Genomic DNA, 15,820 nt, shown 5'->3' on the forward strand with positions numbered 1-15,820 from the left:
GCGGTCCCGCTCACCTCACGTCCTTCCTTGTCTGCCGCGCGACTCCGCGACGGTGTCGTTCGCGCACCGGGAGGCACGCCAGATCATCCCCCAGCCTGCCAGACCGGGTGTTGGACTGTGAACCCCGGCCCGAACAAGCCGCCCAGATCACTGTGGGAGACTGGGAGCGTTGCGGCCCCACACCCGGTCGCATCGATCGAGACCCAAACAAGGAGCGCTCATGGCCAACCGCCCAGGTGATCGCCCTGCCATCACGGCGGAGGGCATCCCCAGTCAGATCCCCGACATCGACACCGAGGAAACGGCTGAATGGCTGGCATCGCTGGACGGCCTGCTCGACGCACAGGGCAAGCACCGAGCCCGTTACATCATGTTGCGACTGCTCGACCGCGCCCGGGAGCGGGCCATCGGCCTGCCGGCGCTGCGCAGCAGCGACTACATCAACACGATCGCACCGGAGGCCGAGCCGTACTTCCCCGGTGACGAGCACATCGAACGGCGGATCCGCGCCTTCGTCCGGTGGAACGCGGCGGTGATGGTCTCCAAGGCCAACCGCAAGGGCCTCGAGGTCGGTGGTCACATCGCGACGTACCAGAGCGCCGCGAGCCTGTACGAGGTGGGCTTCAACCACTTCTTCCGCGGCAAGGACCATCCCGGCGGCGGTGACCACGTCTACTTCCAGGGCCATGCCTCCCCCGGCATCTACGCCCGCGCCTTCCTCGAGGGGCGGCTGACCAAGCAGCAACTCGACGGCTTCCGCCAGGAGGTGTCGCAGGGCCCGCACCAGGGGCTGTCGTCGTACCCGCACCCACGGTTGATGCCGGACTTCTGGGAGTTCCCGACGGTGTCGATGGGGATCACGGCGATCTCGTCGATCTACCAGGCCAGGTTCAACAAGTACATGGCCAACCGTGGCATCCGCGACACCTCCGACCAGCACGTGTGGGCGTTCCTGGGTGACGGCGAGATGGGCGAGCCGGAGTCGTTGGGCGCGATCAACGTCGCTGCCCGCGAGGGCCTGGACAACCTCACCTTCGTGATCAACTGCAACCTGCAGCAGCTGGACGGCCCGGTCCGCGGCAACGGCAAGATCGTCCAGGAGTTGGAGTCGATCTTCCTCGGCGCCGGTTGGAACGTGATCAAGGTGCTGTGGGGTCGCGGCTGGGATCCGTTGCTGGCCAAGGATCGCGACGGTGCGCTGGTGCACAAGATGAACACCACGCCGGACGGCCAGTTCCAGACCTACTCGGTCGAGACCGGCGACTACATCCGGAAGAACTTCTTCGACGACCCGCGGTTGGCCAAGATGGTCGCCGACCTGAGCGACGAAGACCTGCGCCGGTTGCCGCGCGGTGGCCACGACTACCGCAAGGTGTACGCGGCGTACCGTTCGGCGACCGAGCACGTCGGCCAGCCGACCGTGATCCTCGCGCAGACGGTCAAGGGTTGGACGATCGAGGCACTGGAGGGCCGCAACGCGACCCACCAGATGAAGAAGCTCACCACCAAGGACCTGCTCGCCTTCCGCGACCGGCTCTACCTCCCGATCAGCGACGACGCCCTGCAGGACCCGTACGATCCGCCGTACTTCCACCCGGGCAAGGATTCCGAGGAACTGCAGTACCTCCAGGAACGCCGTCGCGCGCTGGGCGGCTACCTGCCGGAGCGTCGGGTCAAGCCGCGCCAGCTCGAGTTGCCGGACGCCAAGCTGTACGAGCCGATGACCAAGGGCGCCGGGGACAACAAGGTCGCCACCACCCAGGCCTTCGTCCGACTGCTGCGTGACCTGATGAAGGTGCCGGAGCTGGGTCGACGGATCGTGCCGATCGCTCCGGACGAGTTCCGCACCTTCGGCATGGACTCGATGTTCCCGACCAACAAGATCTACTCGTCGGTCGGGCAGTTGTACGAGAGCGTCGACCGGCGGTTGTTGCTGTCCTACAAGGAAGCCAAGGACGGCCAGCTGCTGCACGAGGGCATCTCCGAGATCGGCGCCATGGGGTCGACGATCGCCGCGGGAGCCTCATACGCGATGCACGGCGAGCCGATGATCCCGGTCTACATCTTCTACTCGATGTTCGGGTTCCAGCGGACCGGTGACTTCATCTGGGCGATGGCCGACCAACTGGCCCGCGGCTTCCTGATCGGTGCCACGGCCGGCCGCACCACGCTGACCGGCGAAGGACTCCAGCACGCCGACGGGCACTCCCCGCTGCTGGCCAGCACCAACCCGGCCGTGGTGCACTACGACCCGGCGTTCGCCTACGAGGTCGCCCACATCGTCTCCGACGGCCTGCGCCGGATGTACGGCTACGAGCAGTCCGACAACGGGCAGGGCGAGAACGTCATCTACTACCTGACCGTGTACAACGAGCCGGTCGACCAGCCCGCCCAGCCGGAGTGGCTCACCCCGGAGTTGATCACCAAGGGCATGTACCGGTTCGCCGGGCCACGAGAGGGTGTCGACGGACCGTCGGCGCAGATCCTGGCTTCGGGTGTCGCCATGCCGGCGGCGGTGAAGGCCCAGCAGATCCTCGCCGATGATCATGGTGTGGCGGCGTCGGTGTGGTCGGTCACCTCGTGGAACGAGCTGCGACGCGAGGCACTCGAGTGCGACCAGGCCAACTTCGCCGGCGAGACCGAGGAGCCGCAGGTCCCGTTCGTACAGCAGTCCCTGGCCGATCACGACGGCCCGGTGGTGGCGGTCAGCGACTACATGCGTGCCGTGCAGGACCAGATCGCGCAGTGGGTCCCCAACCGCTGGACCTCGCTCGGTGCCGACGGCTTCGGCTTCGCCGACACCCGCCCGGCTGCTCGCCGGTTCTTCCAGATCGATGCCGAGTCGGTCGTGGTGGCCACCCTGCAGGCGTTGGCGGCCGACGGCAAGTACGACGCGGAGCAGGCCCGGAAGGCGTACGACGCCTACCAGCTCGCCGACCCGACCGCCGTGGCCGATCGTCCGCAGGAGGGTGGCGACGCCTGAGCGCACCTCAGGCGTCGGCCTCCAGCACGTCGATCAGGTGGCGCATGGTCCGTACGGCCTCGTGCAGTTCGGTGGTGCCGACCTGTGAGCCGAGGCGTTCGGCCCACGGGTGCTGGGCGACCGAGATGCGACGGATCGCCCAGTAGCCGGACTCGGTGCAGGCAAGCAGTTGGGCCCGCCGGTGGGCGGGGTTGGCGCGGTACTCGGCCAGCCCTCGCTCCACCAGCACGTCGGCCACGCGTCGGACCCCCTGGCGGCTCATCCCCATCCGGCGTCCGATCTCGGCCAGCGTCCGTGGTTCGTCGAGGACTCCTCCGAGGACCTGCCACCAACTGGCGGTGATCTCGGCCTCGGCGGCGAGGTGCTGTGCCGCCTCCATCAGCCGAGCGTTGAGCTGGAAGGTGGTCAGCACGACCTCGGTCAGTGCCGCTCCGGCGGGCGTCTCGGCGGACGGCTCGGGCCACTCCGACCGCGGCGGGACGGCGTCGAACCCACTCATGCCGTGGCCGCCATCAGGTCGCCGTACGCCGAGGCGTCGCCATGGTGGAAGACACCCTCGTACGCCCGGAGCGTGCGCTCCGACGCCAGCCCGAGGTGACCCAGGGTCGCCATGGCGAAGTGGATCGGCGACTGGGGTCCGGCGGTGATCACGTTCGCATCCGCCACCGCCCGTTCGTCGACGTAGTGGTCGGCGCCGGCGTAGCCACTGGCCAGCAGGTACTCCGCGGCCGCGCTCGTGTGGCGACGCTCGTCGAGCAGGCCGGCGCGTGCCAGGCCGAGGGTCGCACCACAGATGGCCGCGACAGGGACACCGGCAGCGAGGAACTCCCCCGCCAGGGCCGCGAGTTCGCTCCCCTCACCGTGGTCCCAGTGGTCGCCGCCCACCAGCACCAGCAAACCGCTGGTTGTCGGGTCGAGGTCGGCGAGCTCCAGATCGGGCAGGATCCGGAGCCCGCCGGCCGTGGTGACCGGCTCGAGGGTGCTGGCCACCGTGACGACCTCCCACGGCGTCCCGGTGAAGCGCCCGGTGCGCAGTTCGGCCAGCAGGGTTCATCTCAGGCCCGCAACCAGACCGTGGTCTCGCCCGGCACCACGTCGCCACTGATCGGTTGCGAGCTGATCATGACCGTGCCCGCCGGCAGGGCCACCGGGTCGGGGCCGAAGTTGGTGAGGCAGGTCCAGCCGTTGGGCCGGCGGAAGGCGAGGGTCCCCTCGACAAGCTCGGAGGGCGTATCAGACCCCTCGACAGGCTCGGGGGGCGTGAGCCAGTCCAACGACTCGGCGGTCTGCCACTCCCGACGCAGGGTCAGTGCGGCGCGGTACAGCTCCAGGGTGCTGTCGGCGTCGCCGATCTGACCGGCGACGCTCAACCTCCCGAACCAGTCGGGCTGCGGCAGGTGCGCGCCGTCGTCGCCGAAGCCGTACGAGGAACCGTCCGGTGTCCACGGCAACGGCACCCGGCAGCCGTCCCGCCCGACGTCGACGCCGGCGTTGCGGAAGAAGGTGGGGTCCTGGCGGGCCTCATCAGGGATGTCCGCGACCTCGAACAGGCCGAGTTCCTCACCCTGGTAGAGATAGGCCGATCCCGGCAGCGCCAACATGAACAGGGTCGCCGCCCGGGCCCGACGCAGGCCGCGGGTGAGGTCCAGCTGGTCGGCCGGTGCGCCGGAGTTCAACCAGTTGCGACCGTTCTGGTGCCGGACGCCGGCGCTCGGCGGGGTCGGCTCGTCGGTGGCCAGGGCCGGCAGGCCGTACCGCGTCGGGTGCCGGACCACGTCGTGGTTGGACAGCACCCAGGTGGACGAGGATCCCGACTCGGCGGCCAACGCCAGGTTGGTGGTCACGATCTCGCGGAACCGGCCCGCCTCGAAGTCGGTCTCCAGCAGGTCGAAGTTGAAGGCCTGGCCGAGTCCGTCCGCGCTGGCGTACCGCGGCCGCCGGTGTGCCGGCACCCACGCCTCGGCGATGGCGATCCGGGGCGGGTCGTAGCGGTCGAACAGCTCCCGCCACTCGGCGTAGATGTCGTGCACCTCGTCGCGGTCCCACAGCGGGCTGTGGCCGTCGAGCAACCGCTCGACCTCGGCGTGCGACGGCAGCGGTTCGGACAGGTCCTTGGCCAGCGCGTGCGCGACGTCGATCCGGAAGCCGTCCACCCCACGATCGGCCCAGAACGTCAACACCCGCAGGAACTCCTGCCGCACCTGAGGGTTGTCCCAGTTGAAGTCGGGCTGTTCCGGGGCGAACAGGTGCAGGTAGAACTGGCCGTCGCCGACGGGTTGCCATGCCGACCCACCGAACATCGCCTCCCAGTCACTGGGCGGCTGGTCGCCGTCGGGTCCCACCCCGTCCCGGAACACGTAACGGTCCCGGGCCGGCGAGCCGGGCGGCGAGGCGAGCGCCTCGACGAACCAGGCGTGCCGGTCCGAGCTGTGGTTGGGCACGATGTCGACGATCAGCCGCAGCCCCGCCCGGTGCAGTCGTGCCACCAGCTCGTCGAACTCCTCAAGGGTCCCGATCCGCGGGTCGACGTCGCAGTAGTCGTCGACGTCGTACCCGCCGTCGGCCAGTGCGGACGGGTAGAACGGGCTCAGCCAGACCGCGTCCACCCCGAGCCCGACCAGGTGGTCGATCCGGTCCAGCAGTCCCGCCAGGTCACCGATCCCGTCGGCGTTCCCGTCGGCGAAGCTCCGCGGATACACCTGGTACACCACCGCCTGACGCCACCAGTCAGCTGACATCACGACCTCCGTCCGGCCCGCAACCTGGCGGCCTGTTTCTGGGCGGCCTGCTTGGCCGCCGCCGTCTTCTTCGCCCCGGCCCAGCCGAGCAACCGGTCGACCGGCCAGGTGTTGATGATCCGCTCGGGTTTGATCCCGGCCGCCTCGGCCCGCTCACACCCGTAGGTCTGGAAGTCGAGCTGCCCGGGGGCGTGCGCGTCGGTGTCGATCGAGAACAGACAGCCGGTGTCGCGGGCGAGTTCGATCAGCCGGCTCGGCGGGTCGCGCCGCTCCGGCCGGGAGTTGATCTCGACCGCCACGTCGAACTGGCGGCACGCCTCGAACACCACCTCGGCGTCGAACACCGACTCGGGCCGCACCCCCCGCTCACCGGTCACCAGCCTGCCGGTGCAGTGCCCCAACACGTTGGTCCGAGGATTCGCGATCGCGGTCACCATCCGTACCGTCATCGTCTCCGAGTCCGCACGCAGGTTGGAGTGCACGCTGGCGACCACGATGTCGAGCTGGTCGAGCAACGCCCGTTCCTGGTCCAGTCCGCCGTCGTCGAGGATGTCGACCTCGATGCCCCGCAGCACGCGGAACCCGTCCAACTCCGGTTGCAGGTCCTCGATCGCCGCCCACTGCTCCTGCAGCCGCTCCGCGCTCAACCCGTTCGCCACCCGCAACCGCGGCGAGTGATCGGTGATCGCGCAGTACTCGTGGCCCAACGCCCGCGCCGTCGCCATCATCTCCGCCAGGGGCGATCCGCCGTCGGACCAGGTGGAGTGGACGTGCAGGTCCCCGCGCAGCGCCGCCCGCAGCTCCGCACCCCCGGCGGCCAGCGGTGCCGCCCCGGCAGCCCGCTGCTCGGCCAGGTAGGTCGGTACGTCCCCGGCGACGGCCTGGCTGATGATCGCGACCGTCTTGGGACCGAGCCCGCGAACGGTCGACCAGGAATTCTTCGCCGCATGCCGATCACGCTCCGCCGGCGACATCTCCTCGACCAGGTCGGCGGCCCGCCGGTACGCCTTCACCCGATGGGTGTCGGCACGGCTCCGCTCCAACCAGAAACCGACCTCGCGCAGGGCTGCCACCGGATCCGGACTCACGATCTCACCGTACCTGTCGATCGGGGGTGGGGGTACCTCGTCATCGAAGTACCAGCACCCCGAACCTGCGGGGTCGACATGAAAGGATCCGACCATGCTGTACGCCATGCTGCTGCACAACCGCGAGCCCGAGCCGGGCGAGATCCCCGACGAGGGCATGGCCGAGATGCAGGAGGCGTTCGGCGCCTACCTGTCGGCGCTGAAGTCCGCCGGGGTGTTGCAGGCCGCCGAGATCTTGGAGGGGTCGACCGCCAGCACCACCGTCACCCGCCGATCCGGCAGCCTCGAGATCCAGGACGGACCGTTCGCCGAGACCAAGGAGGCGCTGGCCGGGGTGTTCGTGCTCGAGGTCCCCGACCTCGACGCCGCGATCGGCTGGGCCGAGAAGTGCCCGGCCGCCACGTACGGCTCCATCGAGGTGCGACCGGTCGCGATCACCGGCAGCTCGGGCACCTGGTCCAGGCCGGACTGCCCCCAGCGGTGACTCGAGCGCCCGGGAAACCCTGACATGGAAGCGATGTCGCGGGCGGAGCTGGCGGCCAGGAGCTCGTACGGTCGGCTGCTGGCCCTGCTCGCGGCACGCACCGGCGACGTCGCCGATGCCGAGGACGCGTTGGGGGACGCGTTCGAACGTGCCCTGCGACGGTGGCCCGACGACGGGGTGCCCGACAACCCGGACGGTTGGCTGCTCACCGTGGCCCGCAACCGGCTGAAGGACCTGTGGAAGTCGGCCGGTCGGCGTCGCACGACCGCGTGGGACGACCACGCCGAGCACCTGCCCGATGACGGGCCGGACCCGTTCGAGCTGGACGTGATCGAGGACCGGCGGCTGGAGTTGATGTTGGTGTGTGCCCACCCCGCCATCGACCGCAGCAGCCACACCGCGTTGATGTTGAACACGGTGCTCGGCCGGACGGCGGCCGAGATCGCCGGCGCGTACGCCCTCCCCACGGCCACCGTGGCCGGTCGGCTGGTCCGGGCCAAGCGCCGCATCAAGCACGCCGGCATCCCGTTCCGCATCCCCGATGCCACGGCGCTTCGTCCCCGACTCGACGCGGTGCTCCAGGCCGTCTACGGGGCGTACGCGATCGAATGGTCGACCGGCACCGAGGAGCGGCCCGAGCTGGCCGGCGAGGCGCGCCATCTGGGCGACACCGTCGCCGAACTCACCGGTGACGCCGAAGCCCTCGGGCTCGCGGCACTGATCAACTTCTCCAGCGCGCGGCTGGGTGCCGGCCGAGACGCCGACGGCCGCTTCGTCCCGCTGCCCGACCAGGATCCGACACGCTGGGACGTCGAGTTGATCATGCTCGGGCGAGAGCAGCTCCATCGCGCCCAACGGCATCGTGAACTCGGCCGGTTCCAACTGGAGGCTGCGATCCAGGCCGTCCACTGCGCCCGACTCGACGACCCCGGTCGCCCCGCGGACGCCGCCGTCCTGCTGCCGTTGCACCGTGCCCTGTACGACCTCGCGCCGGGTCTCGGGAGCCACACCGCACTGGCCGCCGTGGTCGCCGACGTCGACGGCCCGGCGGCCGGCCTGGCGGTGCTGGACGAGCCGCCTGCGACGGAAGCCGGACGACGGTTCCAGCCGGCCCGTGTCACCCGCGCCCACCTGTTGCAGCGACTCGGCCGGACCGATGAGGCGATCGCCGCCCTCGACGCGGCGGTGGAACTCACCCACGACCCGGCGCAGCGGGAACACCTGATGAGCCTCGCCGACGCGTGGCGTTGATCCGTCTCGAACATCGGGCAGGGGACGTCTCGACGAGCTCGACGGGCGTGCGGGGTGGCTCGACGGGCGTGAGCGGTGGCTCGACGGGCCTGGGCGTCTGGTAGACATCGCACCCATGAGCGCAGCCGCCGATCTCAGCCAGCCCGCCACGATCGCCCCCGCCGGAGAGTTCCAACTCGTCTGGTGTGACTCACTCGAGAAGGTGTACGGCCCGGCTGAACCGCGCCCGCACGCGTTGGGCGCCGTGGTGCTGCCACGCGGTGGTGTTGGTTCGTTCCAGATCGCGGTACGACCGCGGCCGGGCTGGAGCCCGGGCCACGTGGGTGGCGCGGTACCGGAGGTGTCGCAACCGGACGGGATCATGATCAACAGCCACGCCGTCGACTTCGTGCCGGCGCCGTTGACCGCTTCGGTGCGGGCCGACGAGTTCTACGACCACACCGGTCCGGCGCTGCTGCCCGACGTGCTGCGACCACTCGCCCCCGGCGAGGGGTTGCCGCTGGTGCAGGGACAGTGGCGGGCCCTGTGGTTCACCGTCCACGCCGCCGACGCTGTCGGCCAGCAGTCCGTCACGATCTCGTTGCACAGTGAACACACCGGCGAGCCCATCGGCACTGTCACCGTGCCCATCGTGGTGGTCGACGCCGACTTGCCCCAGTCGCCGATCTCGGTCACCCAGTGGTTCCACGTCGACGGGCTCGCGCAGTACTACGGCACCGAGCCGTACTCCCCGTACGGCTGGCAGCTCATCGAACGGTTCACCCGGTCCGCCCTCGACTCGGGCTCGACCTCACTGCTGACCCCCATCCACACCCCGCCCCTGGACACCGCCATCGGCACCCGCCGGCTCGACGTCGGTCTGGTCGGGGTGCACTCCGGCCCGGACGGCTACACCTTCGACATGGGACGGTTCGAGACCTGGCTGGCGATGGCCCGCCGCACCGGCGTCCGCGAGCTGGAGATGGCGCACCTGTTCAGTCAGTGGGGTGGCGAGTGCGCCCCGAACATCGACGACGTCACCGGCCGGCAACTGTTCGGTTGGCACACCGACTCGCTCGACCCGGAGTACCAGCGGTTCCTGGCCGACTACGTCCCGGCCGTCCGCCGGGTGCTGGACCGGGCGTGGGGCGGCCAGGTCTTCTGGCACCTGACCGACGAGCCGCATGCCGAGCACGCCGACCGGTACCGCGCCCTGAAGGGGTCGGTCGAACCACTGCTGCGCGATGAGCTGATCACCGACGCCCTGTCGAACGTCGAGCTGTGGACGTCCGGGCTGGTCGACCCGCCCATCATCGCGACCGACCACGCCCAGCCGTTCCTCGACGCCGGGATCGAACGGCCGTGGCTGTACTACTGCACCAGCCAGTCCCAGCGGGTCGCCAACCGCTTCATCGGGCTGCCGTCGTACCGCAACCGGGTGCTCGGCAGCCAGTTGTTCAAGTACGACAGCCGCGGCTTCCTGCAGTGGGGCTTCAACTTCTGGAACACCCAGCTGTCCCGGCGGCCGCTGAACCCGTTCGTCGACACCACCTCGGGCCACGGCTTCCAGGCCGGCGACGCGTTCATCGTGTACCCCGGCGAGGGCGGCATCCCGTGGGAGTCGATCCGGTTCCGGGTGTTCCGCGAGGCGATGGACGACGTGAAGCTGTTCACCGCACTCGCCGAACGACGCGGCCGCGAGCACGTCGCGAACCTGCTCGGCCTGGACCGGGTCACCCTCACCGACTACCCGCGCGACCCGGGCCACTACCTCTCCGGCCACGCCGCCGCACTGCAGCAACTCGCCGACTGAGGTCGCCGCAACAACCGAATCGCCGGGGGCGCCTCCGCGTGATGGAACGGTGATCATCTGCGGCCCCGGCTACGTGCCATGTGACAGGTTTCCAGGCCTGGCGCACCCACTCGTACGAAACCCTGAGCCCCGGGCCGGGCAAAGGCGTTCCCGCGGGAACGTCCGGGGCCGCCGAGTGGGCAGTTGGCGAGGCCCGGCTTCACCGACTGGGCAGTTGGCGAGGCCCGGCTTCACCGACTGGGCAGTTGGCGAGGCCCGGCTTCACCGACTGGGCAGTTGGCGAGGCCCGGCTTCACCGACTGGGCAGTTGGCGAGGCCCGGCTTCACCGACTGGGCAGTTGGCGAGGCCCGGCTTCACCGAAAGGGCAGTTGGCGAGGCCCGGCTTCACCGAAAGGTCAGCAGGAGAGGCAAACTTCGGCTCTCCGCCTCTCCGACTGCCCTCTCGATGACACTGGGTATGCCACGCGTTCCTGGGCATGGCACGCGTTCCTGGGCATGGCACGCGTCCCTGGGCATGGCACGCGTCCCTGGGCATGGCACGCGGTCCTCGGCATGGCACGCGGCCCTCGGCATGGCACAAAGTTGCGAGTGCAAGCCCGTGCTGCTTCCCGGCCACCGACACCACTTCCTCGCCGCGACACACGTTGCACCCCGTAGTTGGCCCAACCCGGGCCGGTCACCGTAGGGTTCGGTTCCATGGCTGCCGGTAACCGTGACCTCGGACGGTCGCTGTTGCCGTCGCCCAGGACCCGGTCCGCGATCGCCAAGCGACTGGCGTCGACGACCGGGGCGATGACCACCGCCGCGGTGGCCGAGATGGAGCGCCGCCACCGGTGGTTCTCCGAGCTGGACGCCGAGCACCGGTCGTGGATCAGCCTGGTCGCCCAGGGTGGCATCGACGGGTTCGTCACCTGGTTCCGCGACCCCGAGTCGGTGGGCCCCTCGGCCGCGGTGTTCGGCCGCGCACCACGTGAGCTGGCCCGCCGGGTGACCCTGCAGCAGACCGTCGAACTGGTGCGGACCACCATCGACGTCGTCGAGTCGCAGATCTCGCAGCTGATGCCGCGGGCCGACCGGGCCGTACTGCAGGTCGCAGTGTGGCACTACAGCCGGGAGGTCGCCTTCGCCGCCGCCGAGGTGTACGCCCGGGCCGCGGAGATGCGGGGCTCGTGGGACACCCGTCTGGAGGCGCTGGTCGTCGACGCCATCATCCGGGGCGAGACCGACGAGACGGTGCTGTCCCGGGCCTCGACACTGGGCTGGGACTCCGCGTCCGCAGCGCTGGTGGTGGTCGGACCCGCACCCGAGGCACAGTCCGGCTCGGTCGTGGACGAGGTCCGGCGACGGATGTCTGCTTCCCACGTGGACGTCCTGGGTGCGGTCCAGGGTGACCGGCTCATCATCCTGCTCGGTGGGCCCGACCTGTCCGGCCCCGACCCGATCGCCCTGGTCGACCAGGTGGTCGACCTGTTCGGCCCTGGCCCGGTGGTGGCCGGGCCGGTGGTGGACCATCTCGCCGAGGCCACCGCCAGCACCCGGTCGGCCCTGTCGGGGTTCCGTGCGGCACCGGCCTGGCCGGCCGTACCGCGTCCGGTCGCGGCCCACGACCTGTTGCCCGAGCGCGCCCTCGCCGGTGACGGCCATGCCCGGCACGCTCTGGTCAGCGACGTGTACGACCCACTGGAGTCGGCCGGCAGCGGCCTGCTGGAGACCGTGATCACCTTCTTCGAGGAGAACGCCTCGGTCGAGGCCGCCTCCCGCACCCTCTTCGTCCACGCCAACACGGTCCGCTATCGACTCCGCCGGGTGCACGAGGTCACCGGCTACTCCCCCACCGACTCGCGTGACGCGTACGCACTGCGGATGGCGATCACGCTGGGACGCCTGCAACGGCGTTCCTCGACCACGGACCGAACCACGTGATCTCCCTCATCGTCGCCTTCGCGGTCGGCCTCGGACTGACCCTGTTCGGCACCCCGCACGCGACCACGGTGCTCGTCCGGTTGGGCTGGGCCCAGCAGATCCGGGTCGACGGGCCGCAGACCCACCACGTCAAGAAGGGCACCCCGACCAAGGGTGGGCTGGTGTTCGGGTTGGCGACGATGATCGCCTACTTCGCCGCACACCTCGTCCCGGGCACCCCGATCACCCCGTCCGGCCTGCTGGTGCTGTTCATGATGGTCGGGATGGGGCTGGTCGGGTTCATCGACGACTACCTCAAGACGCATCGCCAGAACACGGCCGGCCTCAGCGAGGGCGGCAAGCTGATCGGCCAGTTGATCGTGGTCGCCGCCTTCGTACCGGCCGCCCTGCTGTGGACCAACGGTCAGGGCCAGCCGGCCGCCACGTACGCCATCTCGTTCACCCGCGACCTGCCGTGGGCCGACCTCGCCCGGTGGGGGCCTGTCGTCGGCCTGCTGCTGGTCGGCATCTGGGTCGCGGTGCTGGCGCTCGGCACCACCAACGCGGTCAACTTCACCGACGGCCTGGACGGCCTGCTGGTCGGTGCCGCGATCACCACGATGGCGGCGTACGTGTTCATCTGCCTGTTCCAGATGCGCCAGTCGTGCGCGGTGTCGCCCGGCCCCGCCTGCTACACCACCGCCGACCCGCAGGACCTGGCGGTGATCAGCACCGCCCTGTTGGGCAGTCTGGCCGGCTACCTGTGGTGGGCCTGCCGGCCGGCGAAGCTGTTCATGGGCGACACCGGGTCGCTCGGCCTGGGCGGCATCTTCGTCGCGCTGGCGGTGCTGACGCGGACCGAGATGCTGTTCGGGATCATCGGATTCCTGTACCTGATCATCGCCGGCTCGTCGTTCCTGCAGCGCTACTGGTTCAAGCTCACCAAGGGCAAGCGGCTGTTCAAGATGGCGCCACTGCACCACCACTTCGAGCTGCTCGGCTGGGCCGAGGAGACCATCACCACCCGGTTCTGGATCATCGCCGCCCTCAGCTCCGCCGCCGGTGTGGTGGTGTTCTACGGCGAGTGGTTGCTGCGCGCCGGCCTGCTGTCCTGACGCGAGGACGTCGGCCGGTCAGATCACCCAGTCCAGATCGGCCACAGTGACCACCTCGGTCAGTTCCCGCCAGGTGGCGACCTTGGTCCGGATCCGGCCCTGCGCCTCGCCCCGGTCACGTTCGGCCGCGTCGACCCGCAGCCAGGCGGCGAAGTCGGCGACCTGCTTGCCGCGCGCTGCCAGCTGCGCCGGGACGTCGGTCAGGTCCCGTGGCTCGGTGGCGGCCAGGTCGGTGAGCAGGTGGGTGACGGTCTGCACGGCGTCCGACTTGTTGGTGCCGATCACACCGGTCGCGCCCCGCTTGATCCAGCCGGCCACGTACTCCCCCGGCTGCACCGTGCCGTGGGCGTCGGTGACCCGACCCTCGACATTGGGGATGACGCCACGGACCGGGTCGAACGGCAGCCCCGGCAGTCGTCGGCCGCGGTAGCCGATCGCCCGGAGCACCAGTTGCGCCGGCAGGTCCCGGTAGTGCTCGGTGCCCCGCAGGCGGTGGTCGGTTCCCGGCTCGGTCCGCTCCAGCCGGACCGACGCCACCTCGGTGTCGCCGTCGATGCGCCACACCCGGTGCCAGAACAGGAAGTGCAGCCGCGCCCGGGGTGCGGTCACCGTGCGGGCCGCTGCCTCCCGCAGGATCGTGACCACCGTCCGGGTCCGCCGGTCGAGCCCCTCGTCGTCGGACAGCTCCTCGTCGGTCGCCCCGTCGACGGTCACCTCGACCTCGGCCAGGTTGGCCAGTTCGCGCAGTTCGACCGCGGTGAACGCCGTCTGCCGCGGCCCGCGACGTCCGACCACCCACACGTCGGTGACCCGGTCGGCGTCCAGCTCCCCGAGCACCGGGTCGGGCATGTCGGTGTCGGCCAGCTCGGCGACCGGCTTCAGCAGCACCCGCGCCACGTCGACCGCCACGTTGCCGACGCCGACCACGACCGCCTCCCGGACCCCGGCCAGCTCGACCGGGGCGGCATCGGGATGACCGTCGTACCAGGCCACGAATTCGCGGGCCGACAGGCTGCCGACGAGTTCCTCCCCCGCCACGTCCAGGTGGGCGTCGGCACTCGCGCCGAGGGCGTACACCACGGCGTCGTAGCCGGCGCACAACTCCTCCCGGGTGACGTCACGGCCGAGCTCGACCATGCCGATGAACCGCACCCGCCGCGACTCGAACACCGCCGCCAGCGTCTCGGCGACCCGCTTGATGCCGGTGTGGTCGGGTGCGACGCCGTACCGCAACAGCCCGTACGGGGTCGGCAGCCGGTCGTAGATGTCGACCTCGACCGTGTCATCGCGTGCCGTGAGCGCCTGGGCCGCGAACAGCCCCGCCGGCCCGGCCCCGATGATCGCCACCCGGTGCGCCCGTGCCATCCGGTCCTCCTTGATCGTTGGTCGACGAGGTGATTTGTAGGATCCCACAAGCATCCACGACCAGTTTCGTGGGTGGCGGTCCCACATCGGGCGGCCGGAGCCGACAGAGTGGTCTTCGTGCTCGCCATCGTTGCGCCCGGTCAGGGCGCCCAGAAGCAGGGGTTCCTGTCGCCGTGGCTCGAGGTCGACTCGTTCGCCCGCGGCCTGGAGTGGCTGTCGGCGGTCGCGAGTCTCGATCTGGTCCGCTACGGCACCGAGGCCGACGACGAGACGATCCGCGACACCGCGGTCGCCCAGCCGCTGCTGGTGGCGGCCGGCCTGCTCGCCAACCGGGAACTGTTCGGCGAGTCCCCCACCGCGATGGCCACCCTGGCCGGGGTGGCGGCCGGTCACAGCGTCGGTGAACTCACCGCCGCCGCGGCGGTCGGCGTGCTGAATCCCGAGGCGGCGATGGTGTTCGTCCGCGAGCGGGGGCAGGCGATGGCTGCTGCCTCCGCGGTCCGGCCGACCTCGATGACCGCCGTCATCGGTGGCCAGACCGACCAGGTGCTGGCCGCGATCGAGGCCGCCGGGCTGACCGCCGCCAACAACAACGGCAAGGGACAGGTCGTCGCCGCGGGCACCGTCGACCAGCTGGCCGAGCTCGCCGAGAACCCGCCGGAGCGGGCCCGGCTGATCCCGCTCAGCGTCGCCGGCGCCTTTCACACCGTGCACATGGAGCCGGCCGTGTCCCACCTGGCCCGGCTCGCCCCGGCCGTCACCGTGACCGATCCGGGCACCACCTTGTTGTCGAACGCCGACGGGGCCACCGTGACCGACGGTCGTGAGGTGATCACCCGGATCGTGCGGCAGGTCGCCAACCCGGTCCGCTGGGACCTGTGCCTGGCCTCGCTGGCCGAGCTGGGGGTCACCGGGCTGCTGGAGCTGCCACCGGCCGGCACCCTCACCGGCATCGCCAAGCGCAACCTGCGCGACGTCGAACTGTTCAACCTGAACACCCCCGACCAACTGACCGAGGCCCGCGACTTCGTTCGTCGGCATGCGGTCGACGGCGAGGCGGCGACGACGCGGTGAGCACGTCGGCCGCCACCCCATTCCTCC

The 15,820-nt window shown here is 70.4% G+C and carries 12 protein-coding genes; 7 read left to right on the top strand and 5 right to left on the bottom strand.

All coding sequences use genetic code 11. The features are described from left to right. Positions 1-220: 220 nt before the first annotated feature. Positions 221-2,983, top strand: coding sequence for a pyruvate dehydrogenase (acetyl-transferring), homodimeric type (gene aceE, locus ACQBAU_RS11935; RefSeq protein ID WP_434550638.1), 2,763 nt, complete (start codon positions 221-223; stop codon positions 2,981-2,983). A gap of 7 nt (positions 2,984-2,990) precedes the next feature. Here aceE and ACQBAU_RS11940 read toward each other — a convergent pair whose 3' ends face one another. From ACQBAU_RS11940 to ACQBAU_RS11955, 4 genes are all read right to left on the bottom strand, one after another. Then, positions 2,991-3,482, bottom strand: a complete 492-nt coding sequence (locus ACQBAU_RS11940) for a MarR family winged helix-turn-helix transcriptional regulator (RefSeq protein ID WP_465256451.1) — start codon at positions 3,480-3,482, stop codon at positions 2,991-2,993. Beyond that, positions 3,479-3,973 carry a DJ-1/PfpI family protein gene (locus ACQBAU_RS11945; protein ID WP_465259360.1) on the bottom strand — a complete coding sequence of 165 codons (495 nt, stop codon included), beginning with the start codon at positions 3,971-3,973 and terminating at the stop codon, positions 3,479-3,481. The genes ACQBAU_RS11940 and ACQBAU_RS11945 overlap by 4 nt, the downstream gene beginning before the upstream one ends. A gap of 65 nt (positions 3,974-4,038) precedes the next feature. Continuing rightward, positions 4,039-5,721 (bottom strand): glycoside hydrolase family 13 protein, encoded by a 1,683-nt coding sequence (locus ACQBAU_RS11950; protein WP_465256450.1) that lies wholly within the window; start codon positions 5,719-5,721, stop codon positions 4,039-4,041. After that, positions 5,721-6,809: a PHP domain-containing protein gene (locus ACQBAU_RS11955; protein WP_465256449.1), complete on the bottom strand. Its 1,089-nt coding sequence runs from the start codon at positions 6,807-6,809 to the stop codon at positions 5,721-5,723. The genes ACQBAU_RS11950 and ACQBAU_RS11955 overlap by 1 nt, the downstream gene beginning before the upstream one ends. Before the next feature lie 94 nt (positions 6,810-6,903). Here ACQBAU_RS11955 and ACQBAU_RS11960 point away from each other — a divergent pair, with 94 nt between their 5' ends. The 5 genes from ACQBAU_RS11960 (at position 6,904) to mraY (ending at position 13,354) form a co-directional block, all read left to right on the top strand. After that, positions 6,904-7,293 carry a YciI family protein gene (locus tag ACQBAU_RS11960; protein WP_434550643.1) on the top strand — a complete coding sequence of 130 codons (390 nt, stop codon included), beginning with the start codon at positions 6,904-6,906 and terminating at the stop codon, positions 7,291-7,293. Positions 7,294-7,317: 24 nt separating this feature from the next. Further along, the gene (locus tag ACQBAU_RS11965; RefSeq protein WP_465256448.1) at positions 7,318-8,544 is read left to right on the top strand and encodes an RNA polymerase sigma factor; all 1,227 of its coding nucleotides are present in this window, start codon (positions 7,318-7,320) and stop codon (positions 8,542-8,544) included. A 115-nt stretch (positions 8,545-8,659) separates the two neighbouring features. After that, on the top strand, positions 8,660-10,336 hold the full coding sequence (locus ACQBAU_RS11970) for a DUF4091 domain-containing protein (RefSeq protein WP_465256447.1): 1,677 nt from the start codon (positions 8,660-8,662) through the stop codon (positions 10,334-10,336). 697 nt (positions 10,337-11,033) lie between these two features. Further along, positions 11,034-12,260, top strand: coding sequence for a PucR family transcriptional regulator (locus ACQBAU_RS11975; protein ID WP_434550646.1), 1,227 nt, complete (start codon positions 11,034-11,036; stop codon positions 12,258-12,260). Beyond that, complete coding sequence (mraY, locus tag ACQBAU_RS11980) at positions 12,257-13,354, top strand: phospho-N-acetylmuramoyl-pentapeptide-transferase (protein WP_434550647.1); 1,098 nt, start codon at positions 12,257-12,259, stop codon at positions 13,352-13,354. The genes ACQBAU_RS11975 and mraY overlap by 4 nt, the downstream gene beginning before the upstream one ends. An 18-nt stretch (positions 13,355-13,372) precedes the next feature. Here mraY and ACQBAU_RS11985 read toward each other — a convergent pair whose 3' ends face one another. After that, positions 13,373-14,719, bottom strand: a complete 1,347-nt coding sequence (locus tag ACQBAU_RS11985; RefSeq protein WP_465256446.1) for an FAD-dependent oxidoreductase — start codon at positions 14,717-14,719, stop codon at positions 13,373-13,375. Between the two features lie 117 nt (positions 14,720-14,836). Here ACQBAU_RS11985 and ACQBAU_RS11990 point away from each other — a divergent pair, with 117 nt between their 5' ends. Beyond that, complete coding sequence (locus ACQBAU_RS11990; RefSeq protein ID WP_434550649.1) at positions 14,837-15,793, top strand: ACP S-malonyltransferase; 957 nt, start codon at positions 14,837-14,839, stop codon at positions 15,791-15,793. Positions 15,794-15,820 lie beyond the last annotated feature (27 nt).

The organism is Carbonicoccus niuqiaonis (assembly GCF_050157065.1).
GTDB lineage: Bacteria > Actinomycetota > Actinomycetes > Propionibacteriales > Propionibacteriaceae > Avipropionibacterium.

Bases quoted from the DNA above. Each gene is read 5' to 3' on its own strand.
- ACQBAU_RS11970 (WP_465256447.1), top strand. From the start codon at position 8,660: ATGAGCGCAGCCGCCGATCTCAGCCAGCCCGCCACGATCGCCCCCGCC.
- ACQBAU_RS11985 (WP_465256446.1), bottom strand. From the start codon at position 14,719: ATGGCACGGGCGCACCGGGTGGCGATCATCGGGGCCGGGCCGGCGGGG.
- ACQBAU_RS11950 (WP_465256450.1), bottom strand. From the start codon at position 5,721: ATGTCAGCTGACTGGTGGCGTCAGGCGGTGGTGTACCAGGTGTATCCG.
- ACQBAU_RS11975 (WP_434550646.1), top strand. From the start codon at position 11,034: ATGGCTGCCGGTAACCGTGACCTCGGACGGTCGCTGTTGCCGTCGCCC.
- ACQBAU_RS11960 (WP_434550643.1), top strand. From the start codon at position 6,904: ATGCTGTACGCCATGCTGCTGCACAACCGCGAGCCCGAGCCGGGCGAG.
- aceE (WP_434550638.1), top strand. From the start codon at position 221: ATGGCCAACCGCCCAGGTGATCGCCCTGCCATCACGGCGGAGGGCATC.
- ACQBAU_RS11965 (WP_465256448.1), top strand. From the start codon at position 7,318: ATGGAAGCGATGTCGCGGGCGGAGCTGGCGGCCAGGAGCTCGTACGGT.
- ACQBAU_RS11940 (WP_465256451.1), bottom strand. From the start codon at position 3,482: ATGAGTGGGTTCGACGCCGTCCCGCCGCGGTCGGAGTGGCCCGAGCCG.